This is a genomic window from Burkholderia sp. AU33545 (assembly GCF_020419685.1).
GTDB lineage: Bacteria > Pseudomonadota > Gammaproteobacteria > Burkholderiales > Burkholderiaceae > Burkholderia > Burkholderia diffusa.
In genome coordinates this window covers 69884-90447 of sequence record NZ_JAIZRQ010000004.1, presented here as the reverse complement: position 1 = coordinate 90447, position 20564 = coordinate 69884, and the positions used below count along the sequence as shown (strand labels likewise).

19 protein-coding genes are annotated in these 20564 nt (G+C 67.7%); 7 read left to right on the top strand and 12 right to left on the bottom strand.

The annotated features are described in order from the left end of the window. Positions 1-106: 106 nt before the first annotated feature. Complete coding sequence (locus LGM71_RS14260) at positions 107-1495, bottom strand: NCS2 family permease (RefSeq protein WP_124624344.1); 1389 nt, start codon at positions 1493-1495, stop codon at positions 107-109. Between the two features lie 543 nt (positions 1496-2038). Continuing rightward, positions 2039-2671 (bottom strand): TetR family transcriptional regulator, encoded by a 633-nt coding sequence (locus LGM71_RS14255; protein WP_226115192.1) that lies wholly within the window; start codon positions 2669-2671, stop codon positions 2039-2041. Between the two features lie 93 nt (positions 2672-2764). Between LGM71_RS14255 and LGM71_RS14250 the strand changes: the two genes are divergently transcribed. Further along, positions 2765-3430: an O-methyltransferase gene (locus LGM71_RS14250; protein WP_059608108.1), complete on the top strand. Its 666-nt coding sequence runs from the start codon at positions 2765-2767 to the stop codon at positions 3428-3430. 137 nt (positions 3431-3567) lie between these two features. Here the strand turns inward: LGM71_RS14250 and LGM71_RS14245 are convergent, their stop codons facing one another. The 7 genes from LGM71_RS14245 to LGM71_RS14215 all read right to left on the bottom strand — a co-directional run bounded on the left by LGM71_RS14245 (position 3568) and on the right by LGM71_RS14215 (position 9978). Further along, positions 3568-4086: a DUF3455 domain-containing protein gene (locus LGM71_RS14245; RefSeq protein WP_226115191.1), complete on the bottom strand. Its 519-nt coding sequence runs from the start codon at positions 4084-4086 to the stop codon at positions 3568-3570. 171 nt (positions 4087-4257) lie between these two features. Next, positions 4258-5262 carry an aldo/keto reductase gene (locus LGM71_RS14240; protein WP_151049005.1) on the bottom strand — a complete coding sequence of 335 codons (1005 nt, stop codon included), beginning with the start codon at positions 5260-5262 and terminating at the stop codon, positions 4258-4260. A gap of 20 nt (positions 5263-5282) precedes the next feature. Continuing rightward, positions 5283-6398 carry an alkene reductase gene (locus tag LGM71_RS14235; RefSeq protein ID WP_059608111.1) on the bottom strand — a complete coding sequence of 372 codons (1116 nt, stop codon included), beginning with the start codon at positions 6396-6398 and terminating at the stop codon, positions 5283-5285. A gap of 90 nt (positions 6399-6488) precedes the next feature. Then, the gene (dkgB, locus tag LGM71_RS14230; protein WP_151049003.1) at positions 6489-7295 is read right to left on the bottom strand and encodes a 2,5-didehydrogluconate reductase DkgB; all 807 of its coding nucleotides are present in this window, start codon (positions 7293-7295) and stop codon (positions 6489-6491) included. 149 nt (positions 7296-7444) lie between these two features. Beyond that, positions 7445-8407 carry an LLM class oxidoreductase gene (locus tag LGM71_RS14225; protein WP_226115190.1) on the bottom strand — a complete coding sequence of 321 codons (963 nt, stop codon included), beginning with the start codon at positions 8405-8407 and terminating at the stop codon, positions 7445-7447. A gap of 16 nt (positions 8408-8423) precedes the next feature. Beyond that, the gene (locus LGM71_RS14220; RefSeq protein WP_124624323.1) at positions 8424-8747 is read right to left on the bottom strand and encodes a MoaF-related domain-containing protein; all 324 of its coding nucleotides are present in this window, start codon (positions 8745-8747) and stop codon (positions 8424-8426) included. 28 nt (positions 8748-8775) lie between these two features. After that, a complete protein-coding gene (locus LGM71_RS14215; protein ID WP_059528553.1) occupies positions 8776-9978 on the bottom strand; it encodes an MFS transporter in 1203 nt (400 codons plus the stop codon). A 101-nt stretch (positions 9979-10079) separates the two neighbouring features. On the opposite strand from LGM71_RS14215, the gene LGM71_RS14210 reads away from it, so the two are divergent. Beyond that, on the top strand, positions 10080-11024 hold the full coding sequence (locus LGM71_RS14210; protein WP_226115189.1) for a LysR family transcriptional regulator: 945 nt from the start codon (positions 10080-10082) through the stop codon (positions 11022-11024). 101 nt (positions 11025-11125) lie between these two features. On the opposite strand, the gene zwf is transcribed toward LGM71_RS14210, so the two are convergent. Next, positions 11126-12601: a glucose-6-phosphate dehydrogenase gene (zwf, locus tag LGM71_RS14205; RefSeq protein WP_124624320.1), complete on the bottom strand. Its 1476-nt coding sequence runs from the start codon at positions 12599-12601 to the stop codon at positions 11126-11128. Between the two features lie 202 nt (positions 12602-12803). On the opposite strand from zwf, the gene LGM71_RS14200 reads away from it, so the two are divergent. Together LGM71_RS14200 and LGM71_RS14195 are read left to right on the top strand one after the other, a co-directional pair. After that, complete coding sequence (locus tag LGM71_RS14200; RefSeq protein WP_226115188.1) at positions 12804-13382, top strand: TetR/AcrR family transcriptional regulator; 579 nt, start codon at positions 12804-12806, stop codon at positions 13380-13382. Between the two features lie 199 nt (positions 13383-13581). Continuing rightward, the gene (locus LGM71_RS14195) at positions 13582-14457 is read left to right on the top strand and encodes an SDR family NAD(P)-dependent oxidoreductase (RefSeq protein ID WP_124901679.1); all 876 of its coding nucleotides are present in this window, start codon (positions 13582-13584) and stop codon (positions 14455-14457) included. A 128-nt stretch (positions 14458-14585) separates the two neighbouring features. Here LGM71_RS14195 and LGM71_RS14190 read toward each other — a convergent pair whose 3' ends face one another. After that, complete coding sequence (locus tag LGM71_RS14190; RefSeq protein WP_124624312.1) at positions 14586-15164, bottom strand: peroxidase-related enzyme; 579 nt, start codon at positions 15162-15164, stop codon at positions 14586-14588. A 510-nt stretch (positions 15165-15674) separates the two neighbouring features. Here LGM71_RS14190 and LGM71_RS14185 point away from each other — a divergent pair. Both LGM71_RS14185 and LGM71_RS14180 read left to right on the top strand, forming a co-directional pair. Then, the gene (locus LGM71_RS14185) at positions 15675-16865 is read left to right on the top strand and encodes a M20 aminoacylase family protein (protein ID WP_057925661.1); all 1191 of its coding nucleotides are present in this window, start codon (positions 15675-15677) and stop codon (positions 16863-16865) included. A gap of 56 nt (positions 16866-16921) precedes the next feature. After that, the gene (locus tag LGM71_RS14180; protein ID WP_226115187.1) at positions 16922-18253 is read left to right on the top strand and encodes an MFS transporter; all 1332 of its coding nucleotides are present in this window, start codon (positions 16922-16924) and stop codon (positions 18251-18253) included. 91 nt (positions 18254-18344) lie between these two features. On the opposite strand, the gene LGM71_RS14175 is transcribed toward LGM71_RS14180, so the two are convergent. Further along, positions 18345-19133 carry an IclR family transcriptional regulator gene (locus tag LGM71_RS14175; protein ID WP_059599073.1) on the bottom strand — a complete coding sequence of 263 codons (789 nt, stop codon included), beginning with the start codon at positions 19131-19133 and terminating at the stop codon, positions 18345-18347. A 227-nt stretch (positions 19134-19360) separates the two neighbouring features. On the opposite strand from LGM71_RS14175, the gene pcaF reads away from it, so the two are divergent. After that, entirely contained in the window at positions 19361-20563 is a 1203-nt protein-coding gene (gene pcaF, locus LGM71_RS14170; RefSeq protein WP_059599074.1) for a 3-oxoadipyl-CoA thiolase, read from the top strand. The last annotated feature ends 1 nt before the right edge of the window (position 20564 follow it).

Here is a 20564-nt window from a genome sequence, read left to right as displayed (position 1 = left end):
AACATGCGTTTCCAGGCCTGGAGACCATCAACGACGATGGTGGAGGAGACGGGGTCGTCCCGATGCGCGCCGCCCTTGTGCCGGCGACGTCGCGCATGATCCGCGGTCAGATCGCCCAGCCGCCGAGATAGAACGTGACGAGCACGGCCGCGATGAGCACGGTGCCGACGTTGAGCTTGCGGAATTCGCCGCTGGCGATGCGGCCGATCACGAGCGTCGAGAAGCCGAGCATGATGCCGGTCACGATGTTCGCGGTCAGCACGATGAATACCGCGCACACGAGTCCCGACATCGCATCGACCATGTCGTCCATGTGCAGCTTGCTCACGCTGCCGAGCATCAGCAGGCCGACGTACATCAGCGCGGGGGCCGTTGCGTACGACGGCACGAGGCCCGCGAGCGGCGAGAAGAACATCACGACCAGGAACAGCACGCCGACCACCGCGGCCGCGAGGCCCGTCTTCGCACCGGCGGCCACGCCGACGCTCGACTCGATGTAGGCCGCGGCCGGCGCGCCGCCGAGGAAGCCGGAGAAGATCGAGCTGACCGAATCGGCGGTCAGCGCGCGGCCGCCATTGATGATGCGGCCGTTCTCGTCGAGCTGGCCCGCCTGTCCGGCGACCGCGCGGATCGTGCCGGTCGCGTCGAACACGGCGGTCATCACGAGCGCCAGCACGCTCGGCAGCACGGCCATCGACAGCGCGCCCTTGATGTCCATCGCGCCGATCAGCGAGGCGTGGCCCGGTGCGCTCAGCGACGGCAGCGCGAAGATGCCGCGGTACTTCACGGCCGGATCGAACGCGAGGCCGATCAGCGAGATTGCGACCACGACGAGCAGGATGCCGCCGGGCACGCGACGCTTCTCGAGCCCGAAGATCGCGGCGAGGCCGACGACCGACATGATGACCGGGAACGCGGTGATCTGGCCGAGCGAGACCGGCAGGCCGGCACCCGGATTCTTGATCACGAGACCGACGTCGTTCGACGCGATCAGCAGCAGGAACAGGCCGATGCCGATGCCGGTGCCGTGCGCGACGCCCGCGGGCAGGTTGCGCAGGATCCACGAACGCACGCCGGTGACCGAAATGCCCGTGAACACGAGGCCCATCAGGAACACGGCGCCGAGCGCGACGGTCGGCTGCAGGCCCTTGCCGAGCACGAGGCCGAACGCCGTGAACGCGGTCAGCGAGATCGCGCAGCCGATCGCGATCGGCAGCTTCGCCCACAGGCCCATCAGCAGCGAACCGAAGGCGGTGGTGAGGCAGACCGCGACGAATACCGCGCTCGTGTCGAAGCCGGCCTTGCCGAACATGCCGGGCACGACGAACACGGAATAGACCATCGCGAGGAAAGTGGTCACGCCCGCGACGATTTCGCGACGCTGCGTGCTGCCGCGCGACGAAATGCCGAAGTACCGGTCGATGACTCCCTTGGTGCCGAAGTCCGTTTCTTCCGCGCCGACGCCGACCGTCGGCTGCACCGGGGTATCACTCATGAGCTTGCTCCTTTATCAGCATGCTGAAACGGCCCGTGGCAGGCCGTCGTCAGGGTGTCTCGTATCTGGTTGAAATTATCGGCAGCGTCGTGGGGACGCATCACGCGCGATTCGTGTCGTCGTCCGCGCGTCGATGGGCGCGCGTGTCGCGTCGTACGACGCGTGGTGTAGTCGACCCCGTCACGTGTGCTTTGCCGTAGCGAAGGTTAGGCGAACGGCCCGTCACGTCCCATTGGGGGACGAGCATGCAGCGCATGTCGCAGCGCTTATATCGGCGTGCAACGGGGCTTCGTCGTCGCGGAACGCGTGTATACGCCTAGTTCGAATCCGTTAAGGCGATTATTCGAATGCTGGATCGGCGGGCAGGAGCGGAGCGGGTGACGCATCGGATATTACGAATGTCTTTCATCGAGGCCGCGCAGGTGCGTGAATACGGCCGCGCGTGACGCGCCGCGCCGCCGTGCGCAACGTGAGTCCGGATCATACCGGGGCCGCGCGCGTGCTGCGCTGGCGTGCGTCGTTGCCGTCGTCGCCGTCGTTGCGTCAGCCGCGCGCGAGCTGCGCGAGATACGCGCAGAACATGTCGGCCATCGCGGCCGAGTACGCGTCGATTTCCGCCGGCGTGCGTTCGGTTTCCGAAAACGCCTTGCCGGAACTCGTGAGCGTGCTCGTGATGAGCTCGCACGCGAGCGCGCGCGTGGCATCCGGTGCGTCGGGCAGCGCGTCGAGCATGAACGCGCTGAAGATCCGGTTGCCGGCGGCCTTCGCTTCCTGCGCCTCGGGTGTGTCGCGATAGAGCGGCGCGGCGTCGTCGAGCGCGATGCGCATTCGCGCCTCGTCGCATTCCGAGCGGATGAACGCATGGACGGCCGTGCGCAGCCGCTCGGGCGGCGTCTTGCGCGGATCTTCCAGCATCCCGCGCAGCATCCCGGACGTCTGGCGCCACTCGTCGTGCTGCAGCCGGAACAGCACGGCCGCCTTGTTCGGGAAGTACTGATATAGCGAACCGACGCTCACACCGGCGCGCTCGGCGACGCGCGCCATCGTGAAGCGCTGCGCGCCTTCGGTTGCCAGAACCTGAATAGCGGCCTGCAGCACGTCATCGACGAGCTGGGTCGAGCGGGCCTGCCGAGGCAGTCTGCGCGAGGCGATCGGGGCGTTGCGGCGGTCGGTCATGACGGGTCTGCCAATGCGAATAGTAAAACCTGAATAGTTCGTCATATTCTAGTCGGGCGCCCTGACGCACTCAACCTGACACCGGAGATTCGCATGACCACCCTGATTCACGACCCGCTGGCGTCGCTGCTCGCGCGCCTGTTCGACGAAGCCGACGCATCGTCGCCCGCGTCGAGCCCGGACTTCGCGGACCTGACGCACGACGAGCACGCGCGGCTGATGCGCAGCAAGACCGATTACGCCGATTTCTATGCACGCCTGAAGGACTATCCGCTCGCGGTGTCGCGCGAGACGGGCACGCTGCTGTACATGCTCGCGCGCAGTAACGGCGCGCGCGCCATCGTCGAATTCGGCATGTCGTTCGGTATCTCGACGCTGCACCTCGCGGCCGCGCTGCGCGACAACGGCGGCGGCCGGCTGATCACCAGCGAGTTCGAGGCGTCGAAGGTCGCGCGGGCGCGCGAGAACCTGGCGGCCGGCGGGTTGGCCGATCTCGTCGAGATCCGCGAAGGCGATGCGCTGCGCACGCTGGCGGCCGATCTGCCCGAAACGGTCGACCTGCTGCTGCTCGACGGCGCGAAGGCGCTGTATCCCGAGGTGCTCGCGCTGGTCGAGCGCCGGCTGCGGCCCGGCGCGTTCGTCATTGCCGACAACGCGCAATACAGTCCCGACTACCTCGCCTACGTGCGCGCGCCGGAAAACGGCTATCTGTCGGTCCCGTTTGGCGGCGACGTCGAGCTGTCGATGCGCACGCGCTGACGCGCGCGCATCATGTCCTGGCCCGATCGATGACGATGAATACACCGGACATACGATCGGTAAATGCAGGATGACTGATCAAATGGACTTGTGAGTACCACGGTAGCGGCGTCCGCGCTTCGGGATGCCGCCGCGCGTTACTTCAGGAACACGTATCGCGCGAAATACGGAAAGCGGCCGATCGCATGTTCGATCGCACACGTCGCCTCCGGCGGCGTGCCGCCCACGGTATCGAGCCGCTGTACGAAGCGCACGCCGGCGAGCATGCCGGCTGCTGCCGGCGTCGCGGCGAGCAGGAGTTGCGCAATGCTGCCCGGGTGCGCGCTGGGCGTTTCCGCGAGCTTCTTGCCGGTGATGCGGCTGCCGTCGAGCGATTCCCACGACGGCCCCGCGCCGTGCCGGACGACGAGCGCGCCGGTGGCGTCGAACAGCATCGCTTCCGGGCGCTGGAATGCCCACGCGAGCCGGTGCCCGGCGTCGTATTCGCATGCGTAGATCTGCACGCCGGTCGCGGTCGTCGACAGCACGGGCGACGCCGGCTGGGGCGGCACGAGACCGGTTGCATCTTCGGCATGGGCCGGCAAGGTGCAGGCCGCGAACGAAAGGCCGGCCGCGAGGGCCCGCAGCATGTCGCGTTTCGGAAAGCGGCTTGGCATGGCGGAGCGTCCTTTCAGGTCGGGTGACGGTCGTGCGAAGTCGATTTCGTAAACGTTAGACGGCGATTGCGCAGGCCGCAATTCGGAAATGGCAATCGCGGCGATAGCCGCCGCGATTGCACGGGAATGGATGTGCGCGGCCGCTCGTCGCGGCGGTCGCGCGCAAGCGGCTCAGGCCGCGCCGGCCGGTGTCGGCGCGTGTTCCGCGATCAGGCGCTCGGCCTTCAGTGCGTCCCACAGGCTTGCCGGAATCGGCGCCGACGCGAGCCGCAGGTTCTCGTCGATGCGCTCGGGCCGGCTCGCGCCGGGGATCACGGCCGCGACGGCCGGGTGCGCGAGCGAGAACTGCAGCGCCACCGCGCGGACATCGACGCCGAACTGCTCGCTGATCTGCCGGATGCGCGCGACGCGGTCGAGCATCTCCTGCGTGGCCGGCTGGTATTCGAAGTGGGTGCCGCCCGCGAGCACGCCAGAGTTGTACGGGCCGCCGACGATGATGCCGAGGCTGCGCACGGCGCTTTCCGGCATCAGCCGTTCGAGCGCGCCGGCATGGTCGAGCAGCGTGTAGCGGCCGGCGAGCAGGAAGCCGTCCGGGTCCGAGCGCTCGAGCGCGAGCTCGCACGGCTCGATCCGGTTCACGCCGAGGCCCCAGCCCTTGATGACTTTCTCGTCGCGCAGCCGCGTGAGTGCCTTGGCCGCACCCGACATCGCGACGTCGAACACGTCGAGCCAGCGCTCGCCGTGGAAGTCGATCGCCGGATCGTGGATCCACACGGTGTCGAGGCGGTCGGTGCGCAGCCGCTCGAGGCTTGCTTCGATCGAGCGCAGCGTGCCGTCTTCCGTGTAGTCGTAGACGATCTTGTTCGGCAGGCCATGGCGGAACAGCCCGCCCTTCTCGCCGAGATCGCGCTGCGACGCATCCTCGTGCTCGTCGAGCACGAGGCGGCCGACCTTGGTGCCTAGCGAATATTCATCGCGCGGCCGGCCGGCGAGCGCTTCACCGAGGCGCAGCTCGGCGAGGCCGGCGCCATACAGCGGCGCCGCGTCGAAGTAGCGGATACCGCTTTCCCATGCCGCGTCGACGGTGGCCAGTGCTTCTTCGTTCGGGATGTCCCGATACATGTTGCCCAGTGGCGCGGTGCCGAAACCCAGGCGGGAAGGGGACGTGATTCTCATGTCGGACTCCTGTCGATCGGTCAGGCCGCAGCCTGCGCGAGCGTCGGATAGTCGGTCAGGCCCCGTGCGCCGCCGCCGAACAGCGTGTTGCGGTCGTGCGGCGTGAGCGCGGCGCCGGTGCGCAGGCGCTCGGGCAGGTCGGGGTTCGCGACGAACGGTCGGCCGAAGGCGACGAGGTCGGCCCAGCCGGCGGCGATCGCTTCCCGCGCGCGCTCGGCGGTGTACGCGCCGGCGTAGATCAGCACGCCAGGAAACGCGGCACGCAGCTGCTGCTTGAATTCGACCGGCATCAGTGGTGCGTCGTCCCAGTCGGCTTCCGCGATGTGCAGGTAGCCGACACCGAGTTCGCCGAGCAGCTTCGCGGCGGCGAGGTAGGTCGTCTCGGGATCGTCGTCGACGCAGCCGTTCAGCGTGGTCAGCGGCGCGAGGCGGATGCCGACGCGCGACGCGTCGCCGGTGCCTTCGATCAACGCCTGCGCGACTTCGCGCAGGAAGCGCAGCCGGTTGTCGAGCGAGCCGCCGTACGCGTCGGTGCGCGTGTTCGCGTTCGAGTCGATGAACTGGTTCACGAGATAGCCGTTCGCGCCGTGCAGCTCGACGCCGTCGAAACCGGCTTCGATCGCGTTGCGCGCGGCGGCGCGGTATTGATCGACGATCTCGCCGATTTCGTCGACGGACAACGCGCGCGGCTCGGACGCCTGCACGAAGCCCGGCGTGCTGCCGTCCTCACCGGCGACGAACACGTTTACGCCCTTCGCCTGGAGCGGCGACGACGAAACGGGTTGCCGGCCGCCGAGCAGGCTCGTGTGGCTCAGCCGGCCGACGTGCCAGAGCTGCGCGAAGATGCGGCCATGCGCTGCGTGGACGGCGTCCGTCACCTTGCGCCAGCCGGCGACCTGCGACGGCGTGTGGATGCCGGGCGTCCATGCGTAGCCCTTGCCGAGCGGCGCGATGTAGGTGCCTTCGCTGACGATCAGGCCCGCGCTCGCGCGCTGCGCGTAATACGCGGCCATCAGTTCGTTGGCTTCGTCGCCGGGCTGGCTGGCGCGCGAACGCGTCATCGGCGGCATCACGATACGGTTCGGCAGTGTCAGCGAGCCGAATTGCAGCGGTTGGAAAAGCGGGTCCTGGGTCATGATGGATTCCTGTCGGTGCCGCGGCCGGCTGGCCGCGGACGGTTCGATTGAGGGGGCGATGCCGGGGCCTGTTATCAGCGGGAGCGGGCCTTAGTCCCACTTCGGCGCGAGGCCGACCGGGTCGACTTCGCGGCCGTTGCGTTCGAGCGCGGCGATCTGCGCCATGTCCTCGTCGGTCAGGCGCAACGTTTGCGCGAGCAGGTTGCTCGCGAGGTTTTCGCGCTTCGTCGAGGACGGGATCACCGAGTAGCCGAGCTGCAGGGCCCAGGCCAGCGCGACCTGCGCCGGCGTCGCGTCGTGACGTTGCGCGATCGCGCCGATCACCGGGTCGCCGAGCACCTTGCCGTATGCGAGCGTCATGTACGACGTCACGTGGATGCCTTCGCCGTTCAGGAATTCGACCAGCTTGCGGTTCTGCAGGTACGGGCTCAGTTCGATCTGGTTCGTCGCGATCGCATCCTTGCCGACCACCGCGATCGCTTCCTTCGTCAGTTCGATGTTGAAGTTCGAGATGCCGATCCGGCGCGTGAGACCCTTCACCTTCGCGTCGGCGAGCGCGGTCATGAATGCCTGGACCGACACGCCGCTCTCCGGAGCCGGCCAGTGGATCAGCGTCAGGTCGACGTAGTCGGTGCGCAGCTTGCGCAGGCTTTCCTCGAGGCTGGCGACCAGCTTTTCCGGCGCGTAGTTGTCGACCCAGATCTTCGTCGTGAGGAACAGGTCTTCGCGGCGCACGCCCGATGCGGCGATCGCTTCGCCGACTTCGGCTTCGTTGCCGTAGATCTGCGCGGTGTCGATCGCGCGGTAGCCGACCTCGAGGCCGTTGCGGACCGAGTCGATGACGACCTGGCCTTGCAGGCGGAAGGTGCCGAGGCCGAATGCGGGAATGTTGCTCATCATGTGTTCCTGGAAGAGGTGGAGCGATTGCGGTATGGAAATCATTCTGGCGTCCTGGACTGATGAGATAAACGCCTTTAGAGGTCAAAAATATTTGATTTCAAGTCAAATATCGGTCGTGGATCCCGCTGGCTGGCGGCGTGGCGGCCTCAGGCGGCGCCCGTCAGCGCGTTCGCATCGGTCGCGGCATTCGCATGGAACACCGGCAGCACGTCCGACGCGATCTCGGCCAGCGTCTCGTCGAGCGGGCGGCGGTTGCGGCGGAAATGCAGGCCGATGTGCTGCACGCCGGCGGCGCGCATCGCTGCGAGTTCCTCCGTCAGCGCGATGCGTCCGGCGCGCGCGCCGAAGCGGTGCCGCTGCAGCGGCTCGTGCGGATCTTCCGCGAGGTCGAGGTGGATGAAGCTCACGTACGGCTTGTTGCCGGCCACCGCGCGCCAGTTCGCGACGCGCTGCAGGTGATCGGCCGGCGTGCCCGGATACGCGAGGCAGCCGTCCATGTGCTCGCCGATCCATGCGGGCGTCTGCTGCGCGAGACCCGCGACGAGCAGCGGCACCGTCGAGCGCGCGGCGGGCAGCACGTCGAGGCCGGGCGGCAGATGCGCGCGCGCGCCGTCGCGCAGCAGCGCGATCTGGTCGCGGAAGTTGGCGCCGCGCGATGCGAAGTCGCGGCCGAACAGCGGATATTCGACCGGCCGGTCGCCGCTCGCGACGCCGAGCAGCAGGCGGCCGCCGCTCAGTTCCTGGATCGTCGCGGCCGATTTCAGCGTCAGCAGCGGTTCGCGCAGCGGCAGTACGACGGCCGCCGTGCCGAGCAGGATGTCGCGCGTGATGCCGGCGAGGTAGCCGAGATACGAGAAGGTCTCGAACACCTGCGCGGCGTCGCCGAACGACGGGTCGTACACCGGCACGTCGCGCACCCAGAGCGCGCGGAAGCCGAGCGTGTCGGCCAGTTGCGCGAGCTCCGCGTGGATTTCCAGGTCGGGCACGCCGGGGCGGCGGCCGTCATGCTGGCGCTTCGCGTCGCCGGCCGGCGACCAGTCGTTGTCGAGCGGCAGTTCGATGCCGATGGTGAAGCCGCCTTCGGCGAGTTTGTCGAGTGAAGTGGACATGGTCGGGCGTCTCCGTTCAGATCGCGCGCAGGCTGCCTTCGAGCCGGTAGAAGTCGAGCGACGACGCGGTGAAGAACGAGCGCGACGTGCCGGCGGCAAAATCGTCGAGGTGCACGACCGTCGCGCGGTCGGCTTCCTGCCACGAGATCGCGTAGGTCTCGCCGGCGACGTGCTGCCACGTGAAGGCGACTTCGCCCGTCGCGCCGGCGTACGCGCCCTCGGTGATCTCGTAGCGCATGTGGAGGCCGTCCTCGTCGTACGCGTTGAGGGCGGTGAGGCCGTCGTAACGGACTTCGAAAGTCTTGCCGGCGAACGGCGGACGTCGGGTCGATGCGTTCATGCTGTGCGGCTCCTGCAGAAAGTGACGTTCAATGGGCGAGTTCGACGGGTTCGGCCGTGCGTTCGGGCAGGCCCTGGCCGCGATCGAGGCGGCCGCTCAGCGCGGTCAGCGCGAACGCGCCGAGCGTGACGACGGCGGCGATCCACGGCGTGTGGCCGAGGCCGACGTTCGCGACGATCAGGCCGCCGAGCGACGAGCCGCCGGCGACGCCGAGGTTGAACGCGGCGATGTTGAAGCCCGATGCAACGTCGGTGGCGTCCGGCGCGAAGTGGCGCGCCTGCTTGACGACGTACACCTGCAGGCCCGGCACGTTGCCGAATGCGACCGCGCCCCACGCGAGCATCGTCAGCACCGCGAGCCACTTCACGTGCACCGTGAAGGTCAGTGCGAGCAGCACGATCGCGAGCAGCAGGAAGATCTGCTTGAGCGCCTTGACCGGGCCGACGCGGTCGGCGAGCTTGCCGCCCCACACGTTGCCGAACGCGACCGACACGCCGTAGCCGACGAGCACGAGGCTGACCTGCGACGGCGTGAAGCCGGCAATCTGTTCGAGCAGCGGTGCCATGTAGGTGAACGCGATCAGCGAGCCGCCGTAGCCGACCGCCGTCATCGCATAGACGAGCAGCAGGCGCGGCTGGGCCAGCACGCGGAACTGACGGGCGAGCGGCGCCGGCGGCGTCCGCGGAAGGCCGCGCGGCACGAAGGCCACGGCGCCGAGGAACGCGACGAGGCCGAACAGCGCGACGATCAGGAACGTCGCGCGCCAGCCGAAGTGCTGACCGATGAAGGTGCCGAGCGGGATGCCGGCGACGAACGCGACGGTCATGCCGCTGAACATCGTCGCGATCGCGCTGGCGGCCTTGTCCTTCGGCACGAGCGTGGTCGCGATGATCGAGCCGACCGAGAAGAACACGCCGTGCGCAAGGCCGGTGAGCACGCGCGCGACGATCAGCGATTCGTAGCCCGGCGCCTGCCAGGCGACGAGGTTGCCGATCGTGAACAGCGCCATCAGCGCGGCGAGCAGCGTTTTGCGTGGCACGCGGCCGGTGAGCGCGGTGAGGAGCGGCGCGCCGATCGCGACGCTCAGCGCGTAGAGGCTGACGAGCAGGCCGGCCGACGGCAGGCTGACGCCGAGATCGGCGCCGATCGTCGGGATCAGCCCGACGATCACGAATTCGGTCGTGCCGATGGCAAAGGCGCTGATGGTCAGCGCAAGCAGGGCGAGTGGCATGGCGGGATCCAGGTTCCAGTAAGAATGGATCGCAGTGTGCCGCCTTTACTTTTGCTGAAAAACTGGTCTATAAACCAAATTGTTTTGATTTCAGGTCAACAATGAAAATCACGCTCGACGAACTCCAAGCCTTTGCCGCCGTGGTCGACACCGGTTCGATCACCGCCGCCGCGCAGCAGCTCGACGTCACCGTGTCGGCGGCGAGCCGCACGCTTGCGCGGCTCGAGGAGAAGCTGAAGACCACGCTGCTGCGCCGGACCACGCGCCGGCTCGAACTGACCGAAGAGGGGCGCGCATTCCTGCAGGATGCGCGCGCGATCATCGAATCGGTCGAGAACGCCGAGGAGCAGATGCTCGCGCGGCGCGAGATGCCGTCGGGGCGGCTGCGCGTCGACGCCGCGACGCCGTTCATGCTGCATGTGATCGTGCCGCTCGTGCGCGGCTACCGTGAACGCTTTCCGAAGGTCGAGCTGGAGCTGAACAGCAACGAGGGGATCATCGACCTGCTCGAGCGGCGCACCGACGTCGCGATCCGGATCGGCCGCCTGAAGGATTCGACGCTGCACAGCCGGCGGATCGGCAACAGCCGGTTGCGCATCCTCGCGAGCCCCGCGTACATCGAAGCGCACGGCCAGCCGCGCAAGGTGGAGGATCTCGGCAAGCACACGCTGCTCGGCTTCACGCAGCCCGAATCGCTGAACGTGTGGCCGATCCTCGGCGCGGACGGCGAGCCGAGCCGCATCGAGCCCGGCATCTGGTCGTCGAGCGGCGAGACGCTGCGGCAGCTCGCGCTGGAGGGTGCGGGCGTGGTGTGCCTGTCGGACTTCATGACCGCGCAGGATCGCGAGGCCGGCCGGCTCGTGCAGGTGCTCGCGCGGCAGACGCTCGAGGTCGAGCAGCCGATCAACGCGGTGTATTACCGGAACACTGCGATCTCATCGCGGATCGCGTCGTTCGTCGATTACATGATCGAGGTGCTGGGCGGCGGGAGCAGCGGCAGCGATGGGGCGACGCGGCGCAAGGCTGCGTGGATGGGGCCGCTGTAACGGCGGCGCGCTGGAAGGGACGCGGGCGACCGGCTTCGGGCGCCGGCGTCACCCGGCGTGCCGCACGGCGCTTGCGCCGCGGGCACGCCGTCGTGCAAGGCTTACGCTTCCTCAGACCACGACATGTTGTCGCGCGCCAGCAGCGCCGACGATGCCGCTGGTCCGAACGTGCCCGCGGTGTAGAGGCGCGGGCGATCGCCGAGCTGCTTCCAGCCGTCGAGGATCGGTTCGACCCACGACCATGCGGCTTCGAGCTCGTCGCGGCGCATGAAGTGCGTGAGGCGGCCGCGGATCACGTCGATCAGCAGCCGTTCGTACGCTTCCGCGCGCCGCTCCGGAATCGCCTGCTGCAGGTCGAGGTTCAGGCTCACGGGCACCATCTTCATCCCGCTGCCCGGCTCCTTCGCGAGCATCTGCAACTGGATCGACTCTTCCGGCTGGAGCTGGATCACGAGGCGGTTGCTGTAGTGGCGCGGGCCGCTCGGGATGATCGAGAACGGCATGTCCGCGAACTCGATCACGATTTCCGACTGGCGGCGCTGCAGCCGCTTGCCGGTGCGCAGGAAGAACGGCACGTTCGCCCAGCGCCAGTTGTTGATGTGCGCGCGCAGCGCGACGAAGGTTTCCGCGTGGCTGTCCGCCGGGACGTTGTCCTCCTCGAGATAGCCCTTGACCGGCTGTCCGTCGACCGCGCCGGCCGTGTACTGGCCGCGCACCGTGTCGCGCGCGACGTCCGACAGCGCCATCGGCCGCAGCGAGCGCAGCACCTTCAGCTTCTCGTCGCGCACCGCGTCCGGGTCGAGCGACACCGGCGGTTCCATCGCGACGATGCACAGCAGTTGCAGCAGGTGATTCTGCACCATGTCGCGCAGCGCGCCGGTATGGTCGTAGAAGCCCGCGCGGCTGCCGACGCCGACCGTCTCCGCCACCGTGATCTGCACGCTGCGAATGCTCGGCGCCTGCCACAGCGGCCCGAAGATCGGGTTGCCGAAGCGCAGCACCATCAGGTTCTGCACGGTTTCCTTGCCGAGGTAATGGTCGATCCGGTAGATCTGCGATTCCGCGAAATGCTTGCCGACCGCATCGTTGATCGCCTGCGCCGACGCGAGATCGTGGCCGAGCGGCTTTTCGAGGACGACGCGCGAGCGCGCATCGACGAGGTGCGCGGCCGACAGGTTGTCGCAGATCGTCGTGAACAGCTCCGGCGACGTCGACAGGTAGAACACGTGGATCGCGTCGGTGCGCGCCGCTTCGGCGAGGCGCGCATAGTCTTCCGGCGCGTTCACGTCGATCAGCACGTACTTGAACAGGTCGAGGAAGCGGGCCCATGCGTCGGCGTTGAACGCCTTGTCGTCGATGAACGGGCGCGATTGCTCGTCCATGAACTTGCGATAGCCGTCGATGCCCCAGTCGCGCCGGCCGACCGCGATGATGCGCGTCTCCGGCGGCAGGTTGCAGTGCAGGTGCGCCATGTACAGCGCGGGCAACAGCTTGCGGGCGGCCAGGTCGCCGCCGCCGCCGAAGATGATCATGTCGACGGGCTGGTCGGCTTCGGTCTGGTTGGGCTTATTCGTCATGAGTGGATCGCGGTCTGAAGCGGTGTGAGCGTGGAACGAACGTCGAAGCGCCGGGCGCCGGTGCGTTGGCGCGCCAGTACGTGAAAACGCTAATAGTGCACGCTTTTGATCGATTGTGTATGTGTTCCCGTGTCGTAACAGCACTTGCATGGCACGCATGCCGCGATTATGATTGAGCGCTCACTCATTAAAGGAATCGAACGTGGCCCGACCGCGCAGTCCCGACAAGCACGACGCCATCCTCGCCGCCGCCGCCCGCGCGCTCGCGGAGGACGGCGCGATCGCGACCACCGCGCGCATTGCCCGGCTCGCCGGCGTCGCGGAAGGCACGGTGTTTACCTATTTCGAGACCAAGGATGCGCTGCTGAATGCGCTGTACCTGAGCCTGAAGGCCGACATGCGCGAGGCGATGATGACCGGGTTTCCGGAACACGCGCCGGCCGAACAGGCGATGCGGCATGCGTGGAACGGCTATGTGTCGTGGGGCGTCGCGAATCCGGACGGGCGCCGCGCGCTGCAGCAGCTAGGCGTGAGCGGCCGCATCGACGACGCGCATCGCGCGGCGGGGGCCGAAGGGTTCGGCGCGATCAGCTCGCTGCTGCGCGCGCAGGTTGCGGCTGCGGGCGGGCTGAAGGCCGACGATGCGCACGCGTTCTGCGCGGCGCTGTTCACGTCGATCGCGGAAACGGCGATGGAATCGATCGCGCGCGCTCCGGCGCTGGCCGACGGATACCGGGAAGCGGGGTTTCGTGCGCTGTGGGCCGTGTTGCACGCAGTATGAGTGGACGGCTCGCCGGGCGGGCTGCCTGGCGGACGGCAGGAGACGGGTGATTGGCGGCGCGTTCGGTTCGGGCGCATCCGCCGCGGCGGAAGGCGGTTTCAGGCAGGGCGCGGCACGGTGAAAGTCACCGTTTCAGCGCCTGTATTAATGAGTGAGTAATCATTCATTTTGTGATTTCAACCTTGTCGAGGAGTGGAAAATGTCGAAAGTCTGGCTGGTAACAGGGGCCGCACGCGGCCTGGGGCGCTCGATCGCGGAAGCGGTGCTGGCGGCGGGCGATCGTCTGGCGGCCGGTGCGCGCGATCCCGCGCGGCTCGCGGATCTGGAAGAACGGTACGGCGACCGGCTGCTGCCGATTGAACTCGACGTGACCGACGCAGCGGCGGCCGCGCACGCGGTAGCGGCTGCCCGCGACGCGTTCGGCCGCATCGACGTGCTGGTGAACAACGCGGGCTACGGTCATACGGCGCCGTTCGAGCAGATCGGCGCCGATGACTTCCGCGACCAGATCGAAACGAACCTGTTCGGCGTGGTCAACCTGACGCGCGCGGTGTTGCCGACGATGCGTGCGCAGCGCGCGGGCCACATCTTCCAGGTGTCGTCGGTCGGCGGGCGCACGTCGACGCCCGGCCTGTCCGCGTATCAGGCCGCGAAGTGGGCGGTCGGCGGGTTCAGCGACGTGCTGTCGAAGGAAGTCGCGCCGTTCGGCGTGCGCGTCTGCACGCTGGAGCCGGGCGGGATGCGCACCGAATGGGCCGCGCAGGCGAAGCGCGAGGTCGACGGCCTGCTGCCCGACTATCAGCCGTCGGTCGGGAAGATTCTCGAATTGCTCGGCGCGTACGGCGGCCACGAGGTCGGCGATCCGGCGCGGATCGCGAAGCTGATCGTCGAGTTGTCGCGTCGCGACGACGTGCCGATGCGTCTGCTGCTCGGCGGCGATGCGCTGTTCGTGTGCGAGCAGGCGGAAGCGCAGCGTGCAGAGGAGGCGGCGCGGTGGCGCGATACGACGCTGTCGACGATGTTCCCGGACGCGAAGTTGCCGGAGGGACTGCAGGCGTTGAAGAAGGTCGGGTGAGTCTGGGAGCCGGGGCATCGCGGGTTCGCTCGAGCGCCGCGCCGACGCCTCGCCGACGCGCGGCGACCGGATGACGCCCGGTCGCATGCACGCCGGTCTTCGATCACGATCGCCGTTGCCGGCCGCCCTCAGCGCCCTAGCGCGTAGAACTCCGCGTTGGGCCGCATGTTTGTCACGTTCGCGATGCGATTCGACATCCCGAAGAACGCCGAGATCGCCGCGATGTCCCAGGCGTCCTCGTCGGTGAAGCCATGCGACTTCAGCGTATCGAAGTCCGCTTCGCCCACCTGGTGCGCGGTCTGCGAAACCTTCATCGCGAAGTCGAGCATCGCCTTCTGTCGCGCGGTGATGTCGGCCTTGCGATAGTTGGTCGCGACCTGGTCGGCGATCAGCGGATCCTTCGCGCGAATGCGCAGGATCGCGCCGTGCGCGATCACGCAGTACTGACACTGGTTCACGCTGCTGGTGGCCACGACGATCATCTCGCGTTCGGCCTTGGTGAGGTTGCCCGGCTTGTCCATCAGCGCATCGTGGTATGCCATGAACGCGCGAAACTCGTCCGGGCGATGCGCGAGCGTGAGGAATACGTTCGGGACGAAGCCCGATTTCTCCTGGACGGTCGCGATTCGTTCGCGAATGTCGTCGGGCAGGTCTTCGAGTGCCGGCACGGGGAAGCGGCTGACGGGCGCGTTGTCTGCAGCGGTCATGAGGTCTCCTGGATAAAGTGGTACGCGCGGTCTCGACGCACGAGCCGCCGGCCTGAATCGAATCGACGGATGGCCGTTGCCGGCGTCGTGCGCTGACGTCCACGACGATGCGGCTGCGCATCTTGTCGCCGATCGGTTCGTCGGCGCGCGGGATGACGTGCTTCCCTGCGTGATGGTCCAAGGCCATGATTGTAAAGAAAATTACTTCTTTTCATCCCGCGTTTTTCTTTTGATCGTTCGGCCAATTCATGCCTTTCGTGCCGAGGCCACGCAGCCGGTAGACGCAATCTCCAGCAGCGCTTGTTTGCGAGGGTCATCACGCAAGCGTCGACGAGATCGGGACGCGAAGTGGCCTCCGCCGTGCCCGTATTAACCCTGATTAATAAATCTTATCGCGGTGAAAAATTCCGCATCTTATTGAACCGATATCGGCTCGCTATAGTGGCTCGCTTTCCCGCACGCAACCGTTCGCGTGCGGCTGACACGCTGACGATCAGCAGGAGCCGCTTGATGACCACCGACGTCCGATTCACCGAAATCGAGGATCTGATGCCCGCCGCCGGCGGGCTGCGCGAGATTCGCCATCACATTCACCATCATCCGGAGCTCGCGTACGAGGAGCACGAGACGGCCGCGCTCGTCGCGGACAAGCTCGAGCAATGGGGCTGGCAAGTGACGCGCGGGGTCGGCAAGACGGGGGTGGTCGGCACGCTGCGCGTCGGCGACGGCACGCGCAGCATCGGCATCCGTGCGGACATGGACGCGCTGCCGATCCTGGAGGCGACCGGCCTGCCGTACGCGAGCGGCACGCACGGCAAGATGCACGCATGCGGCCACGACGGCCACACGACGATGCTGCTCGGCGCCGCGCAACACCTCGCGAAGACGCGCAACTTCTCCGGCACCGTGCACCTGTATTTCCAGCCAGCGGAGGAGCACGGCGTCGACAGCGGCGCGAAGAAGATGATCGACGACGGCCTGTTCGAGCGCTTTCCGTGCGATGCGGTGTTCGGCATGCACAACCATCCGGGCGCGGCGCCCGGCGTGTTCCTCACGCGGCGCGGCCCGTTCATGTCGGCCGGCGACAAGGCGATCATCTCGATCGAGGGCGTCGGCGGCCACGCGGCGCGGCCGCACCTGACGGTCGACCCGGTGGTCGTCGCGGCGAGCATCGTGATGGCGCTGCAGACGATCGTCGCGCGCAACGTCGACCCGTCGCAGCCGGCGGTCGTCACGGTCGGCTCGATGCACGCGGGCACCGCGAACAACGTGATCCCGAACGGCGCGCGCCTCGAACTCAGCGTGCGGTCGTTCAGCCCCGACGTGCGCGCGCTGCTCAAGCGCCGCATCGTCGAGCTCGCCGAGTCGCAGGCCGCGAGTTACGGTGCGACCGCGCACGTCGAGTACATCGAGGGCTATCCGGTCGTCGTCAATACGGATGCCGAAACGGATTTCGCTGCGCAGGTCGCGCGCGAGCTGGTCGGCGACGCGCACGTGGTCGAGCAGGCCGACCTGCTGATGGGCAGCGAGGATTTCGCGTTCATGCTGCAGCAGCGGCCGGGCTCGTTCGTGCGGCTCGGCAACGGCGAAGGCGAGGACGGCTGCATGGTGCACAACCCGAAGTACGACTTCAACGATCGCAACCTGCCGATCGGCGCGGCGTTCTGGACGCGTCTGGTCGAGCGATACCTCGGGCAGTAACCCCGGCGGCGGCGCGCGGCCGGCGCTTCCGGCCGCATTGAGAGGAGAAACGAACGATGCAGAAAGACCATCTCGCGCTGCACCCCGCGTCGACGGGGGCTGCCGAAACCGATGCGCGCGGCGCACCGGCCGTCACGAAGCGCGGCGCGATCGCGGCGGCCGTGATCGGCAACTGGCTGGAGTTCTTCGATTTCACCGTGTACGGCTTTTTCGCGGTGCTGATCGGCAAGCTGTTCTTCCCGTCGAGCGATCCGACCACGTCGCTGCTGCTGTCGGTCGCGACGTTCGCCGCCGGCTTCTTCACGCGGCCGCTCGGCAGCGTCGTGCTCGGCGTCTATGCGGACCGCAAGGGCCGCAAGGCCGCGCTGAACCTGACGATCATGCTGATGGCGCTCGGCACCGGCCTGATCGCGATCGCGCCGACCTACGCGCAGGCCGGCGTGGCCGCGCCGCTGCTGGTGGTCTGCGCGCGGCTGATGCAGGGCTTCTCGCAGGGCGGCGAGTTCGGCGCGGCGACTTCCACGCTGATCGAGCAGGGCGGCACGTCGCACCGCGCGTTCCGCGCGAGCTGGCAGCTGGCGACGCAGGGCGGCGCGGCGTTGATGGGGTCGGGCTTCGCGGCGCTGCTGTCGAACACGCTGACGAAGGACGCGCTCGAGGGCTGGGGCTGGCGCCTGCCGTTCCTCGTGGGCGTGCTGATCGCGCCGGTCGGCATGTATCTGCGCCGCCGGCTCGCGGACGATGCGCCCGGCGACAGCCATCACGGGATCGAACGCGGTGTGCTGCGCGAGCTGTTCTCGCAGCACACGCGCACGGTGCTGCTGCTGATGCTGACGGTGATGGGCGGAACGGTGTCGACCTACATCCTGACGTTCTACATGCCGACCTATGCGATCCATACGCTCGGGCTGCCGATGAAGCTGTCGATGTTCGTCGGCGTGGCGTCGGGTTGCGTGATGCTGGTGACGTGTCCGCTGTTCGGCTGGCTGTCGGACCGCCTCGGCAGCCGGCGCCTGCCGATCTTCGTCGGACGCGGCGTGCTGGTCCTGCTGCTGTTCCCGGCGTTCTGGCTGATGAACCATCATCCGACGCTGCCGGTGATCCTGCCGCTGACCGCGCTGATGCTGCTGTTCTATTCGCTCGGTTCGGCATCCGAAATGGCGCTGATGTGCGAATCGCTGCCGCGCCACGTGCGCGCGACGGGCATCTCGATCGCGTATGCACTCGCGGTGACGATCTTCGGCGGCACCGCGCAGCTGATCGCGACCTGGCTCGTGAAGACGACGGGCAGCAAGCTCGCGCCGGCCGGCTACGTGGCCGCGTGCGTGGTGCTGTCGCTGATCGCGGTCGCGATGCTGCGCGAGACGGCGCGGGATTCGATGGACTGACGCAAAGCATGGCGCGGCACGACGGGCGGCAAGCGGCGATACGCGCTTACCGCCCGCGCACCACCCTCAGGTACGACGCGCGCCCCTTCGCTCATCCGCGCCGTGCCACCAGCTCCGACACCGTTTGCGCGGCCTGCTGCAGCGGCCCGAGAAACTCCTTCACCATCTGCTTCGCGGTGTGCCGCTGCGCGTTGCCGCTGATGTTCATCGCGGCGATCACCTGCCCGCGCCGGTTGCGGATCGGCGCCGAGATCGACATCAAGCCCACTTCGAGTTCCTGGTCGACCACGGCCCAGCCTTGCTGGCGCACCTGTGCGATCGTCGCCTTCAGCTCGCCGATGTCGGTGATCGTGCGCGGCGTGTGTGCGCGGATGCCGCTCTGCGCGAGCGTTTCGTCGAGCGCCGCGTCGTCGAGCGCGGACAGCAGCACACGGCCCATCGACGTGCAGTATGCGGGCAGTCGGCTGCCAATCGACAGGTTGATCGTCATGATCTTGCGGGTCGGCACGCGCAGCACGTAGACGATCTCGGTGCGGTCGAGCACGGCGGCCGAGCAGCTTTCGTGGATCTGCGCGGACAGCTGCTCCATGACCGGATCGGCGAGATTCCAGAACGGCATCGACGTGAGATACGCGAAGCCGAGTTCGAGGATCTTCGGCGTGAGCCGGAACAGCCGGCCGTCGGCCTCGACATAGCCGAGCGTCTGCAGCGTCAGCAGGATCCGGCGCGCGCCGGCGCGCGTGAGCCCGGTGGCCGAGGCGACCTCGGTGAGCGTCTGCTCCGGGCGCTGGGCGTCGAATGCGCGGATCACCGCGAGGCCGCGTGCGAACGACTGCACATAGGAGTCGCCCGGTTTCGTCTGGATGTCTTCGGTTGTCATGAACGGTCGGATTGTCGTGCAGCCGAGAAGATAGCGCATGGGGCCTGACACGCCAACCGCACCGCGGACCGGGCGCTTGACAGGTCGTCCCCGCACTCCCTATGATGCTCTGAACGTTCGATACACGATCTTATGTTCGTATATAGAACATTTAGGCGCATCCCGGCGGGCAATGCAAGGGGCGCGTTTCATTCACTTCCCAGCCTTGCATGAGACCGGAGACACTGATGACCGAAGCTTTTCTGTGTGATGCGATTCGTACCCCGATCGGCCGTTACGGCGGCGCGCTGTCCGGCGTGCGCGCCGACGACCTCGGCGCGGTGCCGCTCAAGGCACTCGTCGAGCGTAACCGCGACGTCGACTGGACGGCGATCGACGACGTAATCTACGGCTGCGCGAACCAGGCCGGTGAGGACAACCGCAACGTCGCGCGCATGTCCGCGCTGCTCGCGGGTCTGCCGGAGGGCGTGCCGGGTTCGACGATCAACCGCCTGTGCGGTTCCGGGATGGACGCGGTCGGTGTGGCCGCGCGTGCGATCAAATCGGGCGAAGCCGCGCTGATGGTGGCCGGCGGCGTCGAAAGCATGACGCGCGCGCCGTTCGTGATGGGCAAGGCTGCCAGCGCATTTGCGCGTCAGGCCGACATCTACGACACGACGATCGGCTGGCGCTTCGTCAATCCGCTGATGAAACAACTGCATGGCGTCGATTCGATGCCGGAGACGGCCGAGAACGTCGCGGTCGATTACAACATCAGCCGCGCCGACCAGGACCTGTTCGCGCTGCGCAGCCAGCAGAAGGCCGCGCGTGCGCAGCAGGACGGCACGCTCGCCGAGGAAATCGTCCCGGTGACGATTCCGCAGAAGAAGGGCGATCCGGTCGTTTTTTCGCGTGACGAGCATCCGCGCGAAACGTCGCTCGAAACGCTCGCGAAGCTGAAGGGCGTCGTGCGTCCGGACGGCTCGGTGACGGCCGGCAACGCGTCGGGTGTCAACGACGGCGCCGCCGCGCTGCTGCTCGCGAACGAAGCCACTGCGAAGCGCTTCGGCCTGACGCCGCGCGCACGCGTGCTCGGCATCGCGACGGCCGGCGTCGCGCCGCGCGTGATGGGTATCGGCCCCGCGCCGGCCACGCAGAAGCTGCTCGCACGGCTCGGGATGACGATCGACCAGTTCGACGTGATCGAGCTGAACGAAGCGTTCGCGTCGCAGGGCCTCGCGGTGCTGCGCATGCTGGGCGTCGCCGACGACGATCCTCGCGTGAACCCGAACGGCGGCGCGATCGCGCTCGGCCATCCGCTCGGCGCGTCGGGCGCGCGCCTCGTGACGACCGCGATGTATCAGCTGCATCGCACCAACGGCCGCTTCGCGCTGTGCACGATGTGCATCGGCGTCGGCCAGGGCATCGCGATCGCGATCGAGCGCGTCTGAT

Bases quoted from the DNA above. Each gene is read 5' to 3' on its own strand.
- LGM71_RS14220 (WP_124624323.1), bottom strand. From the start codon at position 8,747: ATGAACGCATCGACCCGACGTCCGCCGTTCGCCGGCAAGACTTTCGAA.
- pcaF (WP_059599074.1), top strand. From the start codon at position 19,361: ATGACCGAAGCTTTTCTGTGTGATGCGATTCGTACCCCGATCGGCCGT.
- LGM71_RS14210 (WP_226115189.1), top strand. From the start codon at position 10,080: ATGAAAATCACGCTCGACGAACTCCAAGCCTTTGCCGCCGTGGTCGAC.
- LGM71_RS14245 (WP_226115191.1), bottom strand. From the start codon at position 4,086: ATGCCAAGCCGCTTTCCGAAACGCGACATGCTGCGGGCCCTCGCGGCC.
- LGM71_RS14235 (WP_059608111.1), bottom strand. From the start codon at position 6,398: ATGACCCAGGACCCGCTTTTCCAACCGCTGCAATTCGGCTCGCTGACA.
- LGM71_RS14190 (WP_124624312.1), bottom strand. From the start codon at position 15,164: ATGACCGCTGCAGACAACGCGCCCGTCAGCCGCTTCCCCGTGCCGGCA.
- LGM71_RS14185 (WP_057925661.1), top strand. From the start codon at position 15,675: ATGACCACCGACGTCCGATTCACCGAAATCGAGGATCTGATGCCCGCC.
- LGM71_RS14260 (WP_124624344.1), bottom strand. From the start codon at position 1,495: ATGAGTGATACCCCGGTGCAGCCGACGGTCGGCGTCGGCGCGGAAGAA.
- LGM71_RS14195 (WP_124901679.1), top strand. From the start codon at position 13,582: ATGTCGAAAGTCTGGCTGGTAACAGGGGCCGCACGCGGCCTGGGGCGC.
- LGM71_RS14255 (WP_226115192.1), bottom strand. From the start codon at position 2,671: ATGACCGACCGCCGCAACGCCCCGATCGCCTCGCGCAGACTGCCTCGG.
- LGM71_RS14180 (WP_226115187.1), top strand. From the start codon at position 16,922: ATGCAGAAAGACCATCTCGCGCTGCACCCCGCGTCGACGGGGGCTGCC.
- LGM71_RS14250 (WP_059608108.1), top strand. From the start codon at position 2,765: ATGACCACCCTGATTCACGACCCGCTGGCGTCGCTGCTCGCGCGCCTG.
- LGM71_RS14225 (WP_226115190.1), bottom strand. From the start codon at position 8,407: ATGTCCACTTCACTCGACAAACTCGCCGAAGGCGGCTTCACCATCGGC.
- LGM71_RS14240 (WP_151049005.1), bottom strand. From the start codon at position 5,262: ATGAGAATCACGTCCCCTTCCCGCCTGGGTTTCGGCACCGCGCCACTG.
- LGM71_RS14215 (WP_059528553.1), bottom strand. From the start codon at position 9,978: ATGCCACTCGCCCTGCTTGCGCTGACCATCAGCGCCTTTGCCATCGGC.
- zwf (WP_124624320.1), bottom strand. From the start codon at position 12,601: ATGACGAATAAGCCCAACCAGACCGAAGCCGACCAGCCCGTCGACATG.
- LGM71_RS14175 (WP_059599073.1), bottom strand. From the start codon at position 19,133: ATGACAACCGAAGACATCCAGACGAAACCGGGCGACTCCTATGTGCAG.
- dkgB (WP_151049003.1), bottom strand. From the start codon at position 7,295: ATGAGCAACATTCCCGCATTCGGCCTCGGCACCTTCCGCCTGCAAGGC.